General features: G+C 73.5%; 15 protein-coding genes and 2 rRNA genes (1 of these 17 running past the window's edge). 2 read left to right on the top strand and 15 right to left on the bottom strand.

The features are described from left to right. Positions 1–251 precede the first annotated feature (251 nt). The 11 genes from PVK37_RS18110 to PVK37_RS18060 form a co-directional block, all read right to left on the bottom strand. Complete coding sequence (locus tag PVK37_RS18110; RefSeq protein WP_275028637.1) at positions 252–2,714, bottom strand: hypothetical protein; 2,463 nt, start codon at positions 2,712–2,714, stop codon at positions 252–254. Then, on the bottom strand, positions 2,714–3,871 hold the full coding sequence (locus tag PVK37_RS18105; RefSeq protein WP_275028635.1) for a glycosyltransferase family 4 protein: 1,158 nt from the start codon (positions 3,869–3,871) through the stop codon (positions 2,714–2,716). The genes PVK37_RS18110 and PVK37_RS18105 overlap by 1 nt, the downstream gene beginning before the upstream one ends. Continuing rightward, positions 3,868–5,532 (bottom strand): murein biosynthesis integral membrane protein MurJ, encoded by a 1,665-nt coding sequence (gene murJ, locus PVK37_RS18100; RefSeq protein ID WP_275035162.1) that lies wholly within the window; start codon positions 5,530–5,532, stop codon positions 3,868–3,870. Before murJ ends, PVK37_RS18105 begins: the two co-directional genes overlap by 4 nt. Position 5,533: 1 nt before the next feature. Next, positions 5,534–6,397 (bottom strand): hypothetical protein, encoded by an 864-nt coding sequence (locus tag PVK37_RS18095; protein ID WP_275028634.1) that lies wholly within the window; start codon positions 6,395–6,397, stop codon positions 5,534–5,536. A 61-nt stretch (positions 6,398–6,458) separates the two neighbouring features. Further along, positions 6,459–7,388 (bottom strand): copper transporter, encoded by a 930-nt coding sequence (locus PVK37_RS18090; RefSeq protein WP_275028633.1) that lies wholly within the window; start codon positions 7,386–7,388, stop codon positions 6,459–6,461. A gap of 28 nt (positions 7,389–7,416) precedes the next feature. Next, positions 7,417–8,595 carry a putative cytokinetic ring protein SteA gene (gene steA / locus PVK37_RS18085; RefSeq protein ID WP_275028632.1) on the bottom strand — a complete coding sequence of 393 codons (1,179 nt, stop codon included), beginning with the start codon at positions 8,593–8,595 and terminating at the stop codon, positions 7,417–7,419. A 118-nt stretch (positions 8,596–8,713) separates the two neighbouring features. Continuing rightward, positions 8,714–10,471 carry a DNA repair protein RecN gene (recN, locus tag PVK37_RS18080; RefSeq protein ID WP_275028631.1) on the bottom strand — a complete coding sequence of 586 codons (1,758 nt, stop codon included), beginning with the start codon at positions 10,469–10,471 and terminating at the stop codon, positions 8,714–8,716. A gap of 108 nt (positions 10,472–10,579) precedes the next feature. Next, positions 10,580–11,464: an NAD kinase gene (locus tag PVK37_RS18075; protein WP_275035161.1), complete on the bottom strand. Its 885-nt coding sequence runs from the start codon at positions 11,462–11,464 to the stop codon at positions 10,580–10,582. Positions 11,465–11,486: 22 nt separating this feature from the next. Further along, positions 11,487–12,437 (bottom strand): TlyA family RNA methyltransferase, encoded by a 951-nt coding sequence (locus tag PVK37_RS18070; protein ID WP_275028630.1) that lies wholly within the window; start codon positions 12,435–12,437, stop codon positions 11,487–11,489. A gap of 20 nt (positions 12,438–12,457) precedes the next feature. After that, entirely contained in the window at positions 12,458–12,763 is a 306-nt protein-coding gene (locus PVK37_RS18065; RefSeq protein ID WP_275028629.1) for a hypothetical protein, read from the bottom strand. Between the two features lie 28 nt (positions 12,764–12,791). Further along, on the bottom strand, positions 12,792–13,403 hold the full coding sequence (locus PVK37_RS18060; protein WP_275028628.1) for a phasin family protein: 612 nt from the start codon (positions 13,401–13,403) through the stop codon (positions 12,792–12,794). A 116-nt stretch (positions 13,404–13,519) separates the two neighbouring features. Between PVK37_RS18060 and PVK37_RS18055 the strand changes: the two genes are divergently transcribed. Continuing rightward, positions 13,520–13,858, top strand: coding sequence for an SCP2 sterol-binding domain-containing protein (locus PVK37_RS18055; protein WP_275035160.1), 339 nt, complete (start codon positions 13,520–13,522; stop codon positions 13,856–13,858). Positions 13,859–13,936: 78 nt separating this feature from the next. Here PVK37_RS18055 and PVK37_RS18050 read toward each other — a convergent pair whose 3' ends face one another. Together PVK37_RS18050 and PVK37_RS18045 are read right to left on the bottom strand one after the other, a co-directional pair. Continuing rightward, positions 13,937–14,968, bottom strand: coding sequence for an HAD-IIA family hydrolase (locus PVK37_RS18050; RefSeq protein ID WP_275028627.1), 1,032 nt, complete (start codon positions 14,966–14,968; stop codon positions 13,937–13,939). Beyond that, positions 14,965–16,008 carry a tetratricopeptide repeat protein gene (locus PVK37_RS18045; RefSeq protein WP_275035159.1) on the bottom strand — a complete coding sequence of 348 codons (1,044 nt, stop codon included), beginning with the start codon at positions 16,006–16,008 and terminating at the stop codon, positions 14,965–14,967. Before PVK37_RS18045 ends, PVK37_RS18050 begins: the two co-directional genes overlap by 4 nt. Between PVK37_RS18045 and PVK37_RS18040 the strand changes: the two genes are divergently transcribed. Beyond that, the gene (locus PVK37_RS18040; RefSeq protein WP_275035339.1) at positions 15,910–17,703 is read left to right on the top strand and encodes a hypothetical protein; all 1,794 of its coding nucleotides are present in this window, start codon (positions 15,910–15,912) and stop codon (positions 17,701–17,703) included. The two genes, PVK37_RS18045 and PVK37_RS18040, sit on opposite strands and share 99 nt — an antisense overlap. 90 nt (positions 17,704–17,793) lie before the next feature. Here the strand turns inward: PVK37_RS18040 and rrf are convergent. Together rrf and PVK37_RS18030 are read right to left on the bottom strand one after the other, a co-directional pair. Then, positions 17,794–17,910: ribosomal RNA gene (gene rrf, locus PVK37_RS18035) — 5S ribosomal RNA — on the bottom strand. Positions 17,911–17,999: 89 nt separating this feature from the next. Then, positions 18,000–19,909, bottom strand: a 23S ribosomal RNA gene (locus tag PVK37_RS18030); it runs 1,200 nt beyond the window's last position.

Genomic DNA, 19,909 nt, shown 5'->3' with positions numbered 1-19,909 from the left:
CCCGCCGGCACCCTCACCACCACCAACGCCGTCTCCACCCCCGCCCGACCCACCTGCGGCCCCCTCGCCGGCCACGGCCAGGCGCGTCCGGTGGATCACGGGTGGCGCTCGTCGCGCACGTACGGCGCGAGGTGCGTCGGCGGCTCCCGGTGCCGCACGCCGTCCGGGACCGCACGCCGTCCGGGACAGCACGGCGTCCGGTGCCGGCCCGTCCCGGCCGACCCGCAGCACCGCATCCGCAGGGGCGGAACCTAGGCCGTCGCGACCCCGGTGGACGCCCGGGCCGTCCGGTCCACCGTCCGGTCCGGCCGCCCGCCGACCGGGTCCGTACCGCCCGGCGACTCCGGCGGCGCACCGGCACCGGCCACGCCGTCCCCGGTGGCGGCCGGGGAGGTCCCGGCACCGGCGACGCCGTCCCCGCTGGCGGCCGGGACGATCCCGGTGGCGGCCTCCGGGTCGGACGCGGTCGGTCCCGCGCCCGGCCGCCCGGCAGGGTCGCCGGCAGGGTCGCCAACCGGATCGCCGGCCGGGTCATCGGCTGGATCGCCGGCCGGGTCATCGGCCGGGTCGTCACCGGAGCGGGCCCCGGTGACGAAGTCCTGGGGCCGGTTGCCCGGTGGCTGGGTACGGTCGGTCGAGTGGTCGAGCACCCGCAGCGAGGCGAGCGCCGCCATCGGCACCACCAGCGCGGCCGCCGCCCCGGCGACGTCCAACGCCGAACCGCCCAGGACCCCGCCGACCACCGCCGCGACCGCCGTACCGGCCATCGCCGCCCGCATCGCCGGGTAGATGCCGAACAGCCGCATCAGCCCGCCCCACGGCTGGAGCAGGGCGAACCAGACCAGCACCGTGCCGGCCACGGCGAGCACGGTCAACGGACTGTTGACCAGGGTGTCGAAGTTGGCGGTACTGGCCCGGTGCACGGTCAGGCCACCCGTACCGTCGCCGAGGGCGGCCAGGAACCGACCGAGACCACCCCGCTCGGCCGGCGGACGCCGCAGGTCCAGCACCCCCAGCCCGATGGTGACCGCGAGCCCGGCCATGCTGGCCCAGGCCAGTCGGCTCAGGGTCAGCCAACCGCCGCTGCAGATCACCGCCGCGACGGTCACCCCGGCGGTCAACGCGATCGCGCCGACCGAGTCGGCACCGAGGAAGGGGCTGCCCACCAGCACCACGGCCGCCGTACCGAGGGCCACCACCACCGGTGGCCGCCACCGCCGACCCACCCGCTGGGCCAGCCAGCCGGCGGCCAGCAGCACCCCGGCCACGAACGCCCCCAACCCGACCGTGCCCAGGCCGGCGTACCGGCCGCCCTCCAGGGCGGAGTAGCCGACCACGCCGTTGAGTTGCAGCCGGGCCCCGGTGAGCACGTCCGCGCCGACGACGAGCACGGTCAGCCCGGCGACCGCGCCGAGCGGGCCGAGGGTGCGGTCGTGACCGGGCGCCAGCCGGACCAGTACGGTCGCAGCGGCCAGCAGCAGCACCGTCGTCACCGCGAAGTACCAGCCGGCGTGGTCGCCCCGCCACCACGGCACCAGGTCGGCCACCAGGGCCGCCGGGATCGCCAGCGCGGCGGCGACCAGGAGCACCTCGACGGTCGCCACCACCGGTCGGGGCACCGGGGCGGGCCCCACCGGGCCGGCGTGCCGGCGGGCCCGGCGCAGCAGCGGCAGCACCACCACGGCCAGGGCCACCTGGAAGCCGGCGAGCAGCACGAAGAACCAGCGGGCGACCCGGCCCTGGGCGCCTGCCTCCCGGTCCGCGCCAGCCGGGGCGTCGATGGCGGTCCGCAGGTCGGCCGGCCGGCCGTCGACCGGGGCCGCCGCCCGGCCGAGGAAGTTCCCCTCCGGCAGCGGCCGGTCCAGCGTGGTGAGCGCGGTCGGGGCCAGGTCCACCAGTTGCAGGTACCCCTCCCGGCCGGTGCTGGCCGAGGTCAGCCAGGCCCGCTCCCATCCCGGCCCGTCGGCGATCGCCACGTGCAGCCGGGCCGGCTGGGCGGTGTCCGAGACCCCGGCCACCAGCACCAGCGAGTTGTCCGGCCGGGCGGCCAGGACCCGGGCCAGGGCGGTGTCGATCCGCCGCACGGCGACGTCCCGGGCGGCCCGGTCCTCGCCGCTGACCGTACCCAGGTCGACGATGCTCAGCACGCACGAGCCCAGCAGGGCGGCCGGGTCGGCGGGCAGCCGGGGCGCGTACCGGTCGACCCGGCCGAACGGCCGGGCGGCGGCCACCGCCGCGCCCGGACCGACCGCGACCGTGCAGCGCACCGACTCGGCCAGCGCGCCGGGCACCGCGCCCCAGGGCAGCCGTTCCCGGTTGTGCAGGACCACGCTCTCCTGTTCGGGCAGGTTCGCGCCGAAGGTGTCGGGCTGTTCCACGGTCACGTCCACCTTCGGGCAGGCACCCGCCGGGCGGCTGGTGTTCCACGCGGTGAAGTTGCCCGCGCCGAGGGTCAGCCACCCGTCGACCGGGCAGGTCGGGCGGCGGGCCGACCGGGTGGACAGCGCGCCGATGGCGCCGTTCTCGGCCATCTTCCACAGCGTCGGGGTGGTCTCCGGGTCGACGTCGTCCCAGCGCAGGCCGGGCACCCCGACCAGCACGACGAAGTCGGCCTCGGGGCGGTGTGCCGCGTCGTCCGGTTCGGCGGCCAGCGCGGTCACCCCGAGGACCACCACGACCAGGGTGAGCAGGAGGGGTGCGATCCGGCGCAGCATCAACCACGTCCCGTCGCGGCGTCGGCCTCCGGCGCGGTCGGTCCGACGTCCGGCACCAGGTCGGCGTAGAGCGCGGTGAGCGCGGCCACGGTGTCCGCCTCGGTCGGCCAGCCGGCCGCCCGGTCCGTGCCCCGCCGGGCCAGGTCGGTCCGGCGGGACTCGTCGTCGAGCAGCGTCCGCACCGCCCGGTCGACCGCGTCCACGTCGCCCGGGGGGACCAGCACGGCGGCGTCCCCGACCAACTCCGGCAGGCCGCCCACCTCCGTCGCGACCAGCGGCACGCCGGCCCGCAGCGCCTCCTGCGCGAAGAGCTGCCGGGCCTCCCAGTCGCTGGTCACCACGGCCAGGTCGGCGCCGGCGAGCAGGTCCGCCACGTCGGTACGGTGCCCGAGCAGGGTCACCGGCGCGCGGGCGGCGGAGATCCGGGCGGCCAGCGGCAGGTAGGCCGGCCCGCTCCCGGCGACGATCACCACCGGGGGCGGGGTGCGGTCCCGCCACCGGGCGGCGGCGTCGATGAGCACGTCGTAGCGCTTCTGCGGGTGCAGCCGCCCGACCGACAGGATCAGCGGCTGGCCGGCGGCCACCCCGAACTCGGCCCGGACCGCACTGCGCCGGCGACGCGGGGCGGGCAGCACGGGGGCGGCGACCGGGGCGAGCCGGGCATCGGTGGCACCCAGTGCGGTGATCCGGTCGACCAGGTCGCTGGAGGCGCCCAGCGCCACCCGGGCCCGGCGGGCGACGAACCGCTCCGCGAGCGTGGAGAGCCGGCCCCGCAACCCACCGGCGAGGACGGCGTTGTGCCAGGTGACCACCAGCGGCGCGGAGGTACCGGCCAGCGCCGCCACCAGGCCGGCCCGCAGCCCGTGCGCGTGCACCACCTGCACCGGCTCGGCGGCCAGGGCGCGCCGTAGCGCGACCACCGCGCGGGCGTCGGCCGGCGTCGGGTTCGCCGGGATCTCCACGGCCGTGAACCGTGCCCCCACCCCGACGAAGTCGAACTGTTCCTGGACGGCCGCCGGACCGCAGACCAGCACGGACGTGCCACCGTCGACCAGCCCACGGGCCACCGACCGGACGTGCTGACCGACCCCGCCGGTGCTCGACGCGAGCAGCAGGGCCACCGTGCCCGGCCACCCGCCCCCGTTCCTGGCACTCACCGCTCCACCTTTCCGTCCTCGGGCGTCCGGTCCGGGCGGCCGGCGCGGCTCCGGCCGGGGAGCCGGCGGAGCACTCCCGCCAGCAACGGCCCTACGTCCCGCCGATCGCCCGGGTACGCCACGGCGAGGAAGACGACGCCCACCACGACCCCGGACAGCATGCCGGCAAGCAGCGTCCCCGCTGTCGTCGGGGTCCCGTCACCGGCTCCGGCCAGCGCCCGCGCCACCTGAGCGCCGGCGAGCGCGGCGACCGACCCGGCGACCACCCCGGCGGTCCCGGCGCGGACGCTGCCGGCGAGCGCGGCCGGGCCCGCCGCGCGGCGTACCGCCACCAGCAGCAGTGCCCCGAGCAGCAGCATCCCGGCGCTGTTGGCGAGGGCGACCGCGAGCACCCGGTCGTCGACCGGGAGCAGGGCCCCCAGCGGCAGCGCGGCCACCGGCACCGCCAGCCAGCCTACGGTGATCGCCACGGTGGCCGGTCGGGTGTCGCCCCGGGCGTACAGGGCCCGGGAGAGGACCGCGAACAGGCCGTAGCCGATCAGTCCGGGGGCGAACCCGACGATCGCGGCGGCGGCCGGCCCGGCGGACGACGGGGGCAGGAAGAACGCCGCGACCGGCCCGGCGGTGCCGACCAGCGCCGCCGCGCCGAGGCTGCTGAACAGCAGCACGCCGCGCACGGCCGGCGCGAGGGTGGACCGGTAGCCGTCGGCGTCGCCGCCGGACGCCGCGGCGACCAGGGTGGGGTACGCGGCCACCGCCAGCGGCACCGCCAGCACCGCCCACGGCAGCAGGTAGACGGTCTGGGCGAGGTTGTACACCGCCGGCGCGAAGGTCGGTCCGAACGAGATCTGGTTGAGGATCACCAGCAGGGCGAGTTGCTGGGCGGTGACCGTCACCACACCGGCCACGGCCAGGCCACCGACCCGGGCCCGGGCCTCGGGGCCGAACGCGTACCCGGGTCGGGGGCGCAGCCCGAGCCGGCGTACCGGGATCAGCAGCGACAGCGACAGCACCACCACGCCGAGGGTGGTGCCACCGGAGAGGACGAGTTCGTCGGCGAGGTCCACGTCGCCGATGTCGGGTCGCCGACCGGCCAGGCCGAGGAAGGTCAGGTACACGGTGATGACGGTGAGGCTGGACAGCAGCGGCGCGAGCACCGGCCAGGCGAACCGGCGGTGCGCCTGGAGTACCCCGGTGAGCACGATGCCCACCCCGTACAGCGGCAGTTGCGGGGCGAACACCCACAGCATCCGCTCGCCGGTGTGCTGCTGGGCGTCGGTGAGGCCCTCCCCGATCAGCCCGATCAGCGGCCCGGACGCCAGCGCCACCAGCACCGCCAGCGGCACCAGCAGGGTCAGCGTCCAGGTCAGCAGCGCGCCGGTGGTGGCGGCCACCGCCGGCCGGTCGCCGGCCGCGACCGCCCCGGCCAGCAGCGGTACGACCAGGCTGGCCAGCGCCCCACCGGCGACGATCTCGAAGATGATGTTCGGGACGGTGTTGGCGACGAAGTACACGCTGCCGAGGTCGGTCGGGCCGACCGCCCAGGTGAACACGGCGGTACGGGCGAACCCGGCGAGCCGGGCGGCGACGGTGAGGACGGCGATGAGGGCCGCCGCTCCGGCGACTCGACCGGCCGTGGTGAGGGGTGCCGGCGCGTTCACGTCAGGCGGATCGACGGCCCAGCGCGTCGAGTTCACGCAGCCCGGGGGTCTGCTGGATGACCTTGGTGAAGCTGACCTTCTCGCTGGCGGCGGTGAGTCCGGCGAGCACGGCCAGGATGCCGGCCCGCCCGACCGGCCCGGTCCGGGCGGCGAGGGCCACGCCGAGCAGCGCGCCGATCGCGTTGGCGCCGCTGTCGCCGAGCATCACCCGCTCGTCCAGGTCGTCGCGGATCAGCCCGGCGGCGGCACCGACCGCGCCGGCGGCCAGCCCGCCGTGCGGGCCCCGGGCCAGCGGCGTACCGAGCAGGATGCCGGACTTCAGCGCCCGGCCGGGCCGAAGGTCGAGCAGGTTCAGCAGGTTCGCCGTACCGGCCACCACGCCCGCGCCGAGCAGCACGTCGGTGACCCGGCCGAGGCCGCCCTGCCGCTGGCGACGCCGGTGCCCGGCCACCGTGGGGTCGGCGGCGAGCAGCGCGGCGGCAGCGAGCCCGGCCGCGCCCACCCCGGCGACCTTCACCATCCCGGCGGTGACCATGCCCTCGCGCAGCGCGGCGAGGTGACCGGCGAAGCCCTTCGCGGCCTTCTGCTCGGGCCGGGCGCCCACCACGTCGTCGTAGAGCCCGACCGCGCCGGAGCCGAGGCCGGCGACCAGCGCGGCCGCGCCGGCGGCCGGGCTGGCCGCGCCGAACGCCGCGCCGGTGGCCGCGCCGGCGGCGAGCGCCGGACCGGCCGCCAGGGTGACACTGCGGCCCCGGAAGTTGGTGCGTTCCAGGGTCGGTGCCCACGGGGTGGCGCGCACCTCGCGCAGCAGGTAGCGGGCGGCCAGCGCGCCCACCCCGGCGGCGATCACCCGGCCGGCACTCACGCCGACCACCGGCCGACGGGCACGGAACGGGACGAGACGGGCATCGGGGCGCTTCGTTCGCTCACCTGGGCAGTGTAGGCACCAGCGATCCGGCGTTGTCGCCCACACCGTACTGCCCGGCCTTCTTCTGGTTGAGTTGCTCCTCCATGGCGAGCACGGTGACCAGCTGTCCCTGCCCGGTGTTGGCGTTGTCGACGGTGGAGATGGTCTGGGCGAGCACCGGGTCGCCCCGGACCACGGCGACCAGGTTCCCGCCGGTCGAACCGTTGCCGCCGACCACGATCGCCCCGGTCCGGTCGAACTGTTCGGCGATCTTCACCACCGACTCGTCCTTGGCCGCGGACTCCTTGTCCACGTGCGGCTGCCCGCTGACCACCACGACCGCCTCCGCCGCCCCGGCCAGGTCGGTCATGGTCAGGTAGCCCGCGTTGGCGTAAGCGGCCAGCACCGCCTTGCGGTCGGCCTCACTCACCGCCGGCGTACGGTCCAGCAGCACGTTCGCCAGCAGCGCGCTGGAGTTCTCCACGCCGTGCCCGTTGCCGGGCAGCCCGGAGGTCGGGGCGCCGGTGGGCCCGGCCGCGGTCACCGCCAACTCGAGCAGGTTGTTGTTGTTGTCCGGGCTGATGAACTTGTCCTGGATGTCGACCCGGCCGCTGACCTTGGCCCCGGCGAGCTGGAGCATCTTCAGCACGCCCTCGGTGTGGTCCCGGCCGCTGGGCAGGCTGAGTACCAGGATGCGCTTGTCGGTGAGCCGGCCCGGCAGGAACGTCTGGGCCATCTCGGCGGCGAAGTCCTCCTCCAGCTCCAACTCGCGCTGCATGTCGTTGACCTGCTGGCGCATGAGCTGGTTGTCCTTGCGCAGCGAGTTGACGGTTTCCCGGAGCGAGTCGGCGACCGGGCCGTTGAGGGCGGCGGTGCCGACCACCAGGCCGATCGCCAACGCCAGGAAGACCGCGGTCAGGGACACCACGTGGTACCGGAAGTTGATCACGCTTACAGCCTCTTGAGTAGGTCGGGGGCTAGAAGAGCTGGCCGAGCTGGAACACGAAATTGTCCCACCATTCCGAAACCACACCCAGGTACGCCTTACCGACGGTGGACACCGCCACCGCGGACGCCATCGCCGCCACCGCGGACAGGACCAGCAGCAACAGGGAGGAACCGGAGATGCTCTGCCGGTAGAGCCGGCTGACGCCCTTGGCGTCGACCAGCTTCCCGCCCACCTTGAGCCGGGTCAGGAAGGTGGACGCCATGCCGCCGCGCCCCTTGTCGAGGAACTCCACCAGGGTGGCGTGCGTGCCCACCGCGACCAGCAGGGACGCACCCTTCTCGTCGGCCAGCAGCATCGCCAGGTCCTCACTGGTGGCCGCCGCCGGGAAGGTCTGCGCCGACACGCCCAGCCCGGTGACCCGGGCCAGGCCGGGCGCCCGCCCGTCCGGGTAGGCGTGCACGATCACCTCGGCGCCGCAGCGCAGCACGTCGTCGGTGACCGAGTCCATGTCACCGATGATCATGTCGGGGGTGTACCCGGCCTCGACCAGAGCGTCCGCGCCGCCGTCCACGCCGATCAGCACCGGCTTGAACTCCCGGATGTACGGCCGCAGCACGTCCAGGTCGTCCTTGTAGTCGTAGCCACGGACCACGATCAGGCAGTGCCGCCCCTGCATCGGGGTCTGGATCTCCGGCACGCCGACCCCGTCGAGCAGCAGGTCACGTTCCTGCTTGAGGTAGTCCATGGTGTTGGCCGCGAACGCCTCCAACTGGACCGACAGGCCCTCACGGGCGTCGGCCATCGCCTTCGCCACCGTCTCGGCGTCCTGCCGGGTGCCGTGCGCGACGGGCTCCTCGCCGACGAAGACGGTGTTCCCGTCGATCCGGGCCACGTCGCCCTCACGGATCCGCTGGAAGATGCTCTCCCCCAGGTCGTCCAGGAGCGGGATGCCGGCGGCCACCAGCACCTCGGGGCCCAGGTTCGGGTAGCGGCCGGAGACCGACGGCTTGGCGTTCAGCACCGCCGCGACACCGACCGCCACCAGCGAGTCGGCCGCCACCCGGTCCAGGTCGACGTGGTCGATCACCGCGATTTCGCCGGGACGCAGCCGGCCGACCAGTCGCTTCGTCCGGCGGTCGAGGCGGGCGGCGCCGACGACGGAGCCCGGTTCCGCGCTCCGGGTGCGGCGCAAGGTGGGTAGACGCATCGTGACCATCCTGGCATGGAAAGCGGGCTTTTCCGTCGCGACATGCCTGAGCAGGGCCGCCTACCCAGGGAAGCACACCGGAGCGCAGCCCGGTGTGGCTGCGCTCACAAACACCAGGTCACGGCCGCCGTTCCCGGGCCGCCACCGCCAGCAACTCCTCCGCGTGGGCGATACCCAGATCGGAGTCCGGCAAACCGGCGAGCATCCGGGCCAGCTCCCGGGCCCGCTCGGTGTCCTCCACCACCCGCACCCCGCTGGTGGTCACCGCGCCGCCGGTGTCCTTCGCCACCACCAGGTGCCGGTCGGCGAACGCGGCCACCTGCGGCAGGTGGGTGACCACCAGCACCTGGTGACTGCGGGCCAGCCGGGCCAGCCGCCGGCCGATCTCCACCGCGGCCCGGCCGCCGACCCCGGCGTCCACCTCGTCGAAGACCAGGGTGGGCGGACCGCCGGAGCCGGCGAAGACCACCTCGATGGCGAGCATCACCCGGGACAGCTCACCACCGGACGCGCCCCGCTGCAACGGCAGCGCCGGCGCGCCCGGGTGGGCCAACAGCCGCAGCTCGACCTCGTCCGCGCCGTCCGGCCCGATGCCGACCTCGGCCCCGTCGACGACGAGCGACGGGTCGGTACGCCCGGCCGGACGGGACAGCACCGCCACCTCGATCCGGGCGTGCGGCATCGCCAACCCGGCCAGCTCGACGGTGACCTCCTCGGCGAACCGGGACGCCGCCTCCCGCCGGGACGCCGAGACCCGGGCGGCCAGCTCGGCCACCTCGCCGGCCAGCCGCTGGCCCTCCCGGTCCAGCTCGTCGAGGAACTCGTCGGAGGTGTCCAGCTCGGCCAGCCGGGCCTGGGCGCGTTCGGCCCAGGCGACCACGCCGTCCACGTCGTCGGCGTACTTGCGGGTCAGCGTGCGCAACGCGGCCCGCCGCTCGTAGATGGTCTGCAACCGGGCCGGGTCGGCGTCCAGCGCCGCGAGATACGCCGACAGCTCCGCCGAGACGTCCCCGATCAGGGTGGCCGCCTCCTCCAGCCGGGCCGCCAGGTCGGCCAGCGCCGGATCGGTGCCGGCCTGCGCCTCCAACGCCCGGCGGGCCGCCCCCAGCAGCGCGGTGGCGTCCGGCACCTCGTCGGTCGGCTCGGCGCCACCGGCCACGCACTGGTGCGCGGTCTGCGCCGCGGTGCGCAGCCCCTCGGCGTGCTCCAGGCGCTGCGCCTCCGCCTTCAGCTCGTCGTCCTCGCCGGGCTGCGGGTCGACCCGGGTGATCTCGTCCAGCCCGAGGCGGAGCAGATCCGCCTCCTGGTGCCGCTGCCGGGCGTTGCGCCGCCGGTCGGCCAGGTCGTCGACCACCCGACGCCACCGGGCGTACGCCTCACGCAGCTCGTCGAGGAGCTTCTCGTGCGCCGGGCCGGCGAACCGGTCCAGCGCGGCCCGCTGCTCCGCCGGGCGCAGCAGCCGGAGCTGGTCGGACTGACCGTGCACCGCCACCACCTGCTCGCCGACCTCGCCGAGGGTGGCCACCGGCATGCTCCGCCCGCCCAGGTGCGCCCGGGACCGACCCTCCACGGTGACCGTACGGCTCAACAGCACCGAACCGTCCTCGTCCGGCTCGCCCCCGGCGTCGGTGATCCGGGCGTGCACCGACGCGGCGACCCGACCGGTCAGCCGCAGCCGCCCCTCGACCACCGCCCGACCCGGCTGGGCGCGGACCCGACCGGCGTCGGCCCGACCGCCGAAGAGCAGCCCCAGGCCGGTGACGACCATGGTCTTGCCGGCACCGGTCTCGCCGGTGATGACGTTCATGCCGCCGGTCAACGGCAGCGTGGTGTCCTCGATGACGCCCAGTCCGGTGATGCGCAGCTCTTCCAGCACAGCCACCGACAGTAGACGCGGCCCCCGACAGTTGACCAGCCGACGCGACCCGGGCTGTGGACAACCGGGTCGCCGGGCTGGGCGGTCACCGTGCCGAGGAGACCGGGCTCACCTGCGGCTGCCCCGCCAGCCGTGCACCGGCAGACCGAACTTCGCGACCAGCCGGTCGGTGAACGGTCGGGCCCGCAGCCGGACGATCCGCACCGGCAGCGCGCCGCGCTGGACGGTGACCCGGGCACCCGGTGGGAGGTCGTACACCCGGCGACCGTCGCAGCAGAGCACAGCCAGGGTGGTGAACGGGTCCACGGTGATCGAGAAGATCGACGTCGGCGCGGTCACCAGGGGGCGGCTGAACAGCGCGTGCGCGCTGATCGGCACCAGCAGCAGCGCCTCCACCTCCGGCCAGACCACCGGTCCCCCACCGGAGAACGCGTACGCGGTGGAGCCGGTGGGGGTGGCGCAGACCACCCCGTCGCAGCCGTACCGGGACAGCGGCCGGCCGTCCACGTCGACCAGGAGTTCGAGCATCTGCGCCCGCTCTCCCTTCTCGACGCTGATCTCGTTGAGCGCCCACGACTCGATGGTCGGGCCGCCCTCGAACTCGGCGGTGACGTCGAGGGTGAGCCGCTCGTCCACCGTGTAGTTCCGCTCGACCACGTCCCGTACCGCCAGGTCCAGGTCGTCGATCTCCGCCTCGGCCAGGAAACCGACCTTGCCGAGGTTGATCCCGAGCAGCGGGGCCTTCGCCGGCCGGGCCAGTTCGGCCGCCCGCAGGAACGTCCCGTCGCCACCCAGCGCGAAGACGATCTCGGCCCCCTCGGCGGCGGCGAGCCCGCTGACCGGCACCACCCCGGGCAGGTCCAGGTCCTCGGCCTCCTCGGCGACCACACGTACCTCGAACCCGGCCGCGATGAGATCCGCCGCGACCGCCCGGGCGTGCTCGGTGCTCCGCCGCCGGCCGGTGTGCGTCACCAGGAGCGCCGTCCGGCTCACCGGGTCTGTCGCGCCCACCCCGTCACCCTTCCTGTTCGCAGCGTGTCCCGCACGCACCGCCCCCGACCGCCGGTCCGTCGCCCCGGTCCGTCGGTTCGGTCCGCTCCACCGGCCCGGCCGGTGCCGTCGGTGCCGCCGAGCCGGCCGGTACCGCCGGCTCGGTGCGCTCCGTCGGGTTCGGGCCGGCCAGCACCACCGACCGGACCCGTTCGGGGTCGGCCGGCGGCGCGTCCCCGCGTAACCATACGAAGAACTCGACGTTACCGCTGGGCCCCGGCAGTGGACTGGCCGCCACGTCGGCCAGCCCGAGGCCGAGTCCGGCCGCGACGGCGGCCACGTCGAGCACCGCCTCGGCGCGCAGCAGCGGGTCGCGGACCACCCCGCCGGCGCCGACCCGGTCCCGGCCCACCTCGAACTGCGGTTTGACCATCAACGCCAGGTCACCGTCGGCCCGGGTGCACCCGGCCAGCGCGGGCAGCACCAGCCGTAGCGAGATGAACGACAGGTCGGCCACCGTCAGATCCACCGGCCCGCCGATCGTCTCCGGAGTCAGCGTCCGGACGTTGGTGCGTTCGAAGACCCGGACCCGTCCGTCGTTGCGCAGCGGCCAGGCGAGTTGCCCGTAGCCGACGTCCACGGCGACCACCTCGGCCGCACCGGCCCGCAGGAGCACGTCGGTGAACCCGCCGGTCGACGCACCGGCGTCCAGGCAGCGCCGGCCGGTGACCGCCAACCGGTCGAACGCGGCCAGGGCGCCGGCCAGCTTGTGTCCTCCCCGGGAGACGTACTCCGAGGTGGGGTCCGCGCCGGTGACCAGCAGCGGGTCGGCGGGGTCGACCATCGCGGCGACCTTGCGGGCCACCACCCCGCGCAGCAGGACCCGGCCCTCCTCCACCAGGGCGGCGGCCTGTTCCCGTGACCGGGTCAGGCCACGGCGGACGAGTTCGGCATCCAGCCGGTTACGACGTGCCATCGGGGTGGTTCTCCGGTCGGTCAGGTCTGGTCGATGGTGGCGAGGGTTTCCCGCAACGTCTGGTAGGCGGCCTCGTAGTGCGGGATCTGGTCGGCGGGCGCGAGCGCCGAGGCGTTCACGATCGCCCGTACCGCCGCGTCGACCGCCGGATGCCGGGCGTCGTCCCCGTCGGTCGGGTCGACCTCCGGTGCCGGTCCCGGACGGAACCCGGCGGTCGGGCCGGGCCGGGGCCCACCGGACGGTGGCGGGCCGGGCCGCGGCCCGGTGCCCGGCGGAGCCGGCCGGGGCCCACCGGGCGGTGGGCCGGGACGGAACGGGGTGCTCATCGTCGCGCCGTCGGATGGCCGGCGGCGGTCACGCGGCACCGTCCGGGGTCGGCGTACCCGCGCCACCGGACGCCGCCTGCGCCCGGCCCTGCGCCGCACCCGCACCGGGGGTCGCCTTCTTCGCCGGCGGCCGCTTGCCCGGGGCCTTGCGCGGCGGAGAACTCTCCGGCCCCTGCGCCGCCGTGGGCGTTTCCGTGGCCGGCGTCCGCTTCGCCACGGCCTTCTTGGCCACGGCCTTCTTCGCGACCGTCTTCTTCGCGACCGTACGCTCCGCCACCACCGCCGGAGTCGGCACGGCCGGAGTCGCCACGGGCTCGGCCGACGGGGTGGGCGTCGCGGCACGGGCCTCGCGCAGTTGCCGCTCCAACTCGTGCACCCGGCGGGTCAGCTCGGCGACCTCGTCTGCGGTGGCCAGTCCCACCGCGCCCAGCGCCCGGTCCACCTCGAACCGGACCAGCTTGGTCAGGGCCTCCCGGTTGGCCGTGCTGGTCGCCACGAGTTCCTCGGCGAGCGCCTGCAACTGGGCGGCGGTCGCCCCGCCGGAACCGACGAGTCGCCGGACCGCGTCCTGTGCCCTCTTCCGGGGCGCCTCCGTGAGGCCCAGGGCCAGCTCGAGGTAGGCGCGCCACGCGTCCTGCATACCTGAGTCCTTCCGCGGGGGTCGGGGTGTGCTGGTGTCACGCTACCGGGCCGGGAGGTGCCCCCCGTGCGGTACCGTGCCGGGAGCGAAGCGTGGCGCGAGGCGAGGGGGCGAGCGTGGCCAGCGTGGACGAATGCCGGCAGGCGTTGCGGGATCTGGCCGCTCGGCTGGACGACAACGCGGACAAGGTCCGCGACCGCATCGACCTGGACCGGACCCTGGCCTGCCGGATCACCGACCTGGACACCGCCTTCCACGGTCGGCTCACCGGCGGCCGGCTGGTCGACCTCACCGACGGCGACGACCCGAAAGCCAAGATCGCGCTGAGTACCACCAGCGACGACCTGCTCGCCCTGGTCCGCGGTGAACTGGACGTGCCCCGGGCACTGGCGTCCCGCCGGGTCGCCATCAAGGCGAACCCGTTCGACCTGATGAAGCTCCGCAAGTTGCTCTGAGCCGCACCGACGGACGCGGAGCCCGGTGCCGGTGGGACGCCCGGGCCGCACCCGACGTTGGACGCCCGGGGCGGTCACTCAGGACGGCAGGCCGAGCGCCCGCAGCGCGTCCGCCGCCGCAGTGCCGACCGGGCGGACCGGGAGGCCCTCACCAGCAGCGGGGCCCGGGGCCCAGGTGACGGCGCAGAGCACGGCCAGCGCGTCGAGCGGCCGACCCGCACCGGCCAACTCGATCGCATCCTGCCGGACCTGCGCCGACCAGCCCTCGCCGGCCGGGGACCCGGCCGGTACGCGGACCACGGCGTCCGGGTCGAACAGTCCAGCCAGGTCGAAGGACACGTACGTCGGACGGGCCTGCGGCGGTGCGGCGAGCAGGTCGGTGACCCCGCTGACCCCGGTGAGCACGAGCAGGCTCGGCAACCCGGCCCGGCAGGCCCCCTCGATGTCGGTGTCCAGCCGGTCACCCACCACCAGACAGTCCGCGCCCCCGGCGCGGCGGGCCGCGGTGGTGAACAGGGCCGGCTCCGGCTTGCCGACGACCAGGTCCGGTCCCCGGCCGAGCGCGGTACGCAGCGCCGCGACCAGCGAGCCGTTACCGGGCAGGGGTCCCCGGCCGCTGGGGAGCGTCCGGTCCGTGTTCGTGGCGACCCACATCGCGCCGGCCCGGATCGCGACGGACGCCTCGGCCAGATCGGCCCAGCCGACCTGCGGACCGTAGCCCTGCACCACGGCGACCGGTGCCTCCTCGGCCCGCCCGACCGGACGCAACCCCACCGCGCTGATCTCGGCGCGGAGGGCCTCGGCACCGACGACCAGCACCGCCGCTCCGGCCGGGAGCCGCTCACGGAGCACCTCGGCGGCTGCGGCGGCGGAGGTCAGCACCTCGTCCGCCCGCGCCGGCACGCCCATCCCGGTGAGCAGGTCGGCGACCTCGGCGGAGCGGCGGGATGCGTTGTTCGTCGCGTACGCGACGAGGTGGCCGCCGGCATGTAGCCGGGCGACCGCCTCGACCGCGCCGGGGATCGGCCGGTCGATCAGGTAGATCACACCGTCGAGGTCGAAGACCACCAGCCGGTACCCGTCGACCAGACCGCCCCCGCCGCTGCTCACCGCTGGCCCGGCCCCGGACGTTCGGTGGTGCCGGCCGGCTCCCCGGCGACCGCGTCGTCGGCCACCGCATCGGCCTCGGCATCGGTGACCGCCCGCACCGGAGCGGCATCGGTCACCGCCGGCTCCGCACCCGCGTCGGTCGACGCCACGACATCGGCATCCACCGTCGCCACGGCATCGACCGCCGCTACGGCATCGACCGCCGCTACGGCATCGGCCGCTGCTACGGCATCTCGGGCGGAGGCCGGTTCGTCCTCGTCCGCCTCGTCGGCGGACAGGTCGTCGTCGTCGAGGCTGTCCGGCTCGCCCGGGTCGCCGCTCTCGTCGCCGGTCAGGTCGGCGTCCGGCCGGGCCGGCACCGCACCCGGCGCACCGGGTCCGGGCGTGACGTCGTCGACGGGAAGCTCGTCGCCGTCCTCCTCGTCGTCGCCCTCGATGACCACACCGTCGAGCTCCAGCAGCCGCTCGGCGGCGTCGGTCTCATCGTCGGTGTCCACCTCGGCGGACCGGGCGAACCACTCCCGGGCCTCGTCCCGCCGGTCCACCGCCAGCAACGCGTCCGCGTACGCGTACCGAAGCCGGGCCGTCCACGGCTGGACCGCCTCGGTGGTCAGCTCGCGCACCTGGAGCATCGCCACCGCGGCGTCCTTCTGCCCGAGGTCACCCCGGGCACCTGCGGCCACGATGAGCAGCTCGATCGCCACGGCGGGGTCGAGCGCGTCCCGGTCGGCGCCGCGGAACAGGTCGATCGCCCGTTCCGGACGCCCCAGCGCCCGCTCGCAGTCGGCGAGCACCGCCAGGTGACTCTGCAACCCGGTCATCCGGTGGTACGTCCGCAGCTCGGCGATCGCCGTCTGCCACTCCCCCGCGTGGTACGCGGCCAGCCCGACCGCTTCCCGCACCGACGAGATGCGGGAGGCCAACCGGCGGGCGGCCAGCGCATGCGCGAGCGCCTCGGCCGGGTCCTCGTCGATCAACTGACCGGTCGCCACCAGGTGCCGGGCGACGGTCTCCGCCACCGGCTTGTTCAGGGAGAGCAGTTCCGCCCGGACAGCGGTGTCGAGGTCACTCGCGACGATCTCGTCAGGCAGGGCCGGGGCGGCGACCCGGTCACCCTCGGCCGGCTGACGGTCGTCCTCCCGGCGCGGCCCGGAGGGCCCGCCGTCACGGCGACGGTCGTCGAACCGACCCCGGTCGTCCCGGCGCGGGCGGTCCGGCCGGTCACCCTCCCGGTACGGCCGATCCCGGTCCCGGAAGCCGTCCCGGGGCCCACGGCCGGGGCGTTCGTCGGCGCGGAACCCGCCCTCCCGACGGTCCCCGCCCCGGAAGCCACCTTCCCGGCCGGCACCGTCCCGCCGGAAGCCGCCTTCCCGGGACGGGGCAGCGGGTCGGTACCCGCCCTCACCGCGATCGTCGCGGCGGAACCCACCCTCACGGCGGTCCCCACCACGGAAACCGCCGTCCCGGCGGTCGTTCCTGGTGGAGTCCCCTCCTTCGCGGCGGAAGCCACCCTCACGGGGCGGGCCGGACCGGAAACCGCCCTCACGGCGGTCCCCACCACGGAAGCCACCCTCACGAGGCGCCCGATCGTCCCGCCGGAAACCACCCTCACCACGATCATCGCGACGGGAACCACCGTCGCCACGGTCGTCACGGCGGAAGCCACCGTCGCCACGGTCGTCACGGCGGAAGCCACCCGGGCGGTCACCACCACGGTGCTCGCCCTCACGCGGCGGACCAGAACGGAAACCGGCACCACCCCGGTCGTCCCGACGGAACCCACCCTCACGACGGTCGTCGTCCCGACGGAAACCACCCGGACGACCACCACTGTCCCGACGGTCGTTCCTGGTGGAGTCTCCACCTTCGCGGCGGAAGCCACCCTCACGGGGCGGGCCGGACCGGAAACCGCCCTCACGGCGGTCCCCACCACGGAAGCCACCCTCACGAGGCGCCCGATCGTCCCGCCGGAAACCACCCTCACCACGATCATCGCGACGGGAACCACCGTCGCCACGGTCGTCACGGCGGAAACCACCGTCGCCACGGTCGTCACGGCGGAAGCCACCCGGGCGGTCACCACCACGGTGCTCGCCCTCACGCGGCGGACCAGAACGGAAACCGGCACCACCCCGGTCGTCCCGACGGAACCCACCCTCACGACGGTCGTCGTCCCGACGGAAACCACCCGGACGACCACCACTGTCCCGACGGTCACCGCCGCGGAAACCACCCTCGCCACGGTCGTCGCGGCGGAATCCGCCGCTCTCGCGCGGGGCCCGGTCGTCGCGGCCATAGCCACCGCCGTCGCGCCCACCACGGAAACCACCGTCCCGGCCCGGAGCCCGGTCGTCGCGGCGGAAGCCCTCACCGCGGTCGCTTCGTGGTGCGCCACCCTCACGGCGATCGCCACCACGGAAACCGCCCTGACGCCGATCGTCGTCGCGGCGGAAACCGCCCGGACCACCCGGACGGCCGTCCCCGTCGCGGCGGAAACCGCCACGCTCACGGGAGTCACCGTCACGCGGGCCGGACCGGAAGTCTCCCGTACGGCGGTCGTTGCCGCGGTAGCCGCCGTCCCGGCCGCCCCGCTCGGCACCCTGGCCACCGGTACGCGGGGCACGGTCGCCACGGTAGGGCGGGCGATCGTCACGACGCGGCGATCCATCGCGCCCACCAAAGCGGTCGGCGCGGTCTTCGTAACGACGGGGACGATCTCCGCCCTGCGATTCTGAACTCACAGGTACATCCTTCCTCAGTGCGCCACAACTGGCGCTACGCAGTCGAGGGCCGACCCCGGTGGGGCGGCCCTCGACTGGAAGATTGTCCGGCGGTGTCCTACTCTCCCACACCCTCCCGGGTGCAGTACCATCGGCGCTGGAGGGCTTAGCTTCCGGGTTCGGAATGTGACCGGGCGTTTCCCCTCCGCCATGACCGCCGTAACTCTATCGACTTATCAAACACCCACACAACTCGAGGTCGGGATGTTCGTTTGTCGTGAATCGCACAGTGGACGCGAGCAAGAATCTTTGTAGTCAAGTCCTCGGCCTATTAGTACCGGTCAACTGAACCCGTTACCGGGCTTACATTTCCGGCCTATCAACCCAGTCGTCTAGCTGGGGGCCTTACCCCTCCAAAGAGGGTGGGATACCTCATCTTGAAGCGAGCTTCCCGCTTAGATGCTTTCAGCGGTTATCCCTTCCGAACGTAGCTAACCAGCCGTGCCCCTGGCGGGACAACTGGCACACCAGAGGTTCGTCCGTCCCGGTCCTCTCGTACTAGGGACAGCCCTTCTCAAGTATCCTACGCGCACGGCGGATAGGGACCGAACTGTCTCACGACGTTCTAAACCCAGCTCGCGTACCGCTTTAATGGGCGAACAGCCCAACCCTTGGGACCTGCTACAGCCCCAGGATGCGACGAGCCGACATCGAGGTGCCAAACCATCCCGTCGATATGGACTCTTGGGGAAGATCAGCCTGTTATCCCCGGGGTACCTTTTATCCGTTGAGCGACACCGCTTCCACACGCAAGTGCCGGATCACTAGTCCCGACTTTCGTCCCTGCTCGACCTGTCAGTCTCACAGTCAAGCTCCCTTGTGTACTTGCACTCAACACCTGATTGCCAACCAGGCTGAGGGAACCTTTGGGCGCCTCCGTTACCTTTTAGGAGGCAACCGCCCCAGTTAAACTACCCACCAGACACTGTCCCTGAACCGGATAACGGTCCGAAGTTAGATACCCAAATCAACCAGAGTGGTATTTCAAGATTGCCTCCACCCATACTGGCGTATGAGCTTCACCGGCTCCCACCTATCCTACACAAGCTAATTCGGATACCAATGTCAAGCTATAGTAAAGGTCCCGGGGTCTTTCCGTCCTGCCGCGCGTAACGAGCATCTTTACTCGTACTGCAATTTCGCCGGGCCTGTGGTTGAGACAGTGGGGAAGTCGTTACGCCATTCGTGCAGGTCGGAACTTACCCGACAAGGAATTTCGCTACCTTAGGATGGTTATAGTTACCACCGCCGTTTACTGGCGCTTAAGTTCTCCGCTTCGCCCCGAAGAGCTAACAGGTCCCCTTAACGTTCCAGCACCGGGCAGGCGTCAGTCCATATACATCGAATTACTTCTTCGCATGGACCTGTGTTTTTAGTAAACAGTCGCTTCCCCCTGCTCTCTGCGGCCATACAACGCTCCACCCGCGCGGGGCTTCACGTCTCCGGCCCCCCTTCTCCCTAAGTTACGGGGGCAATTTGCCGAGTTCCTTAACCACAGTTCGCCCGATCGCCTCGGTATTCTCTACCTGACCACCTGTGTCGGTTTGGGGTACGGGCCGCTAAGAACTCGCTAGAGGCTTTTCTCGGCAGCATAGGATCACTGACTTCACCTGAATCGGCTCGGCATCACGTCTCAGCCCCATGTGTTGCGGATTTGCCTACAACACGGCCTACACGCTTACCCCGGCACAACCACCACCGGCCGGGCTCAGCTACCTTCCTGCGTCACCCCATCGCTTGACTACTACCCGCCAGGTTCCCACGCTCCCCCAGCTCGGTCCGAAGACCTCCCCAGGCTCGGGTGGTTAGCACAACGAGGTTCATCAGGGACGCTCTTTCGCGGGTACGGGAATATCAACCCGTTGTCCATCGACTACGCCTCTCGGCCTCGCCTTAGGTCCCGACTCACCCAGGGCGGATTAGCCTGGCCCTGGAACCCTTGGTCATCCGGCGGAAGGGTTTCTCACCCTTCTTTCGCTACTCATGCCTGCATTCTCACTCGTGCCGCGTCCACAACTGGGTCACCCCGCTGCTTCACCCCCGGCACGACGCTCCCCTACCCATCCACACACCTGCACGCACCATCAAGGGCACGCGAAGTAAAGTATGAATGCCACAGCTTCGGCGGTGTGCTTGAGCCCCGCTACATTGTCGGCGCGGA

It is taken from the genome of Micromonospora cathayae, from assembly GCF_028993575.1.
Taxonomy (GTDB): Bacteria; Actinomycetota; Actinomycetes; order Mycobacteriales; family Micromonosporaceae; genus Micromonospora; species Micromonospora cathayae.
Note: the sequence above shows the minus strand (reverse complement) of the source record. Positions and strands in the feature narration are given on the sequence as shown.

Bases quoted from the DNA above. Each gene is read 5' to 3' on its own strand.
- PVK37_RS18060 (WP_275028628.1), bottom strand. From the start codon at position 13,403: ATGCAGGACGCGTGGCGCGCCTACCTCGAGCTGGCCCTGGGCCTCACG.
- PVK37_RS18110 (WP_275028637.1), bottom strand. From the start codon at position 2,714: ATGCTGCGCCGGATCGCACCCCTCCTGCTCACCCTGGTCGTGGTGGTC.
- steA (WP_275028632.1), bottom strand. From the start codon at position 8,595: ATGCGTCTACCCACCTTGCGCCGCACCCGGAGCGCGGAACCGGGCTCC.
- PVK37_RS18070 (WP_275028630.1), bottom strand. From the start codon at position 12,437: ATGGCACGTCGTAACCGGCTGGATGCCGAACTCGTCCGCCGTGGCCTG.
- PVK37_RS18040 (WP_275035339.1), top strand. From the start codon at position 15,910: ATGCGCGAGCGCCTCGGCCGGGTCCTCGTCGATCAACTGACCGGTCGC.
- PVK37_RS18065 (WP_275028629.1), bottom strand. From the start codon at position 12,763: ATGAGCACCCCGTTCCGTCCCGGCCCACCGCCCGGTGGGCCCCGGCCG.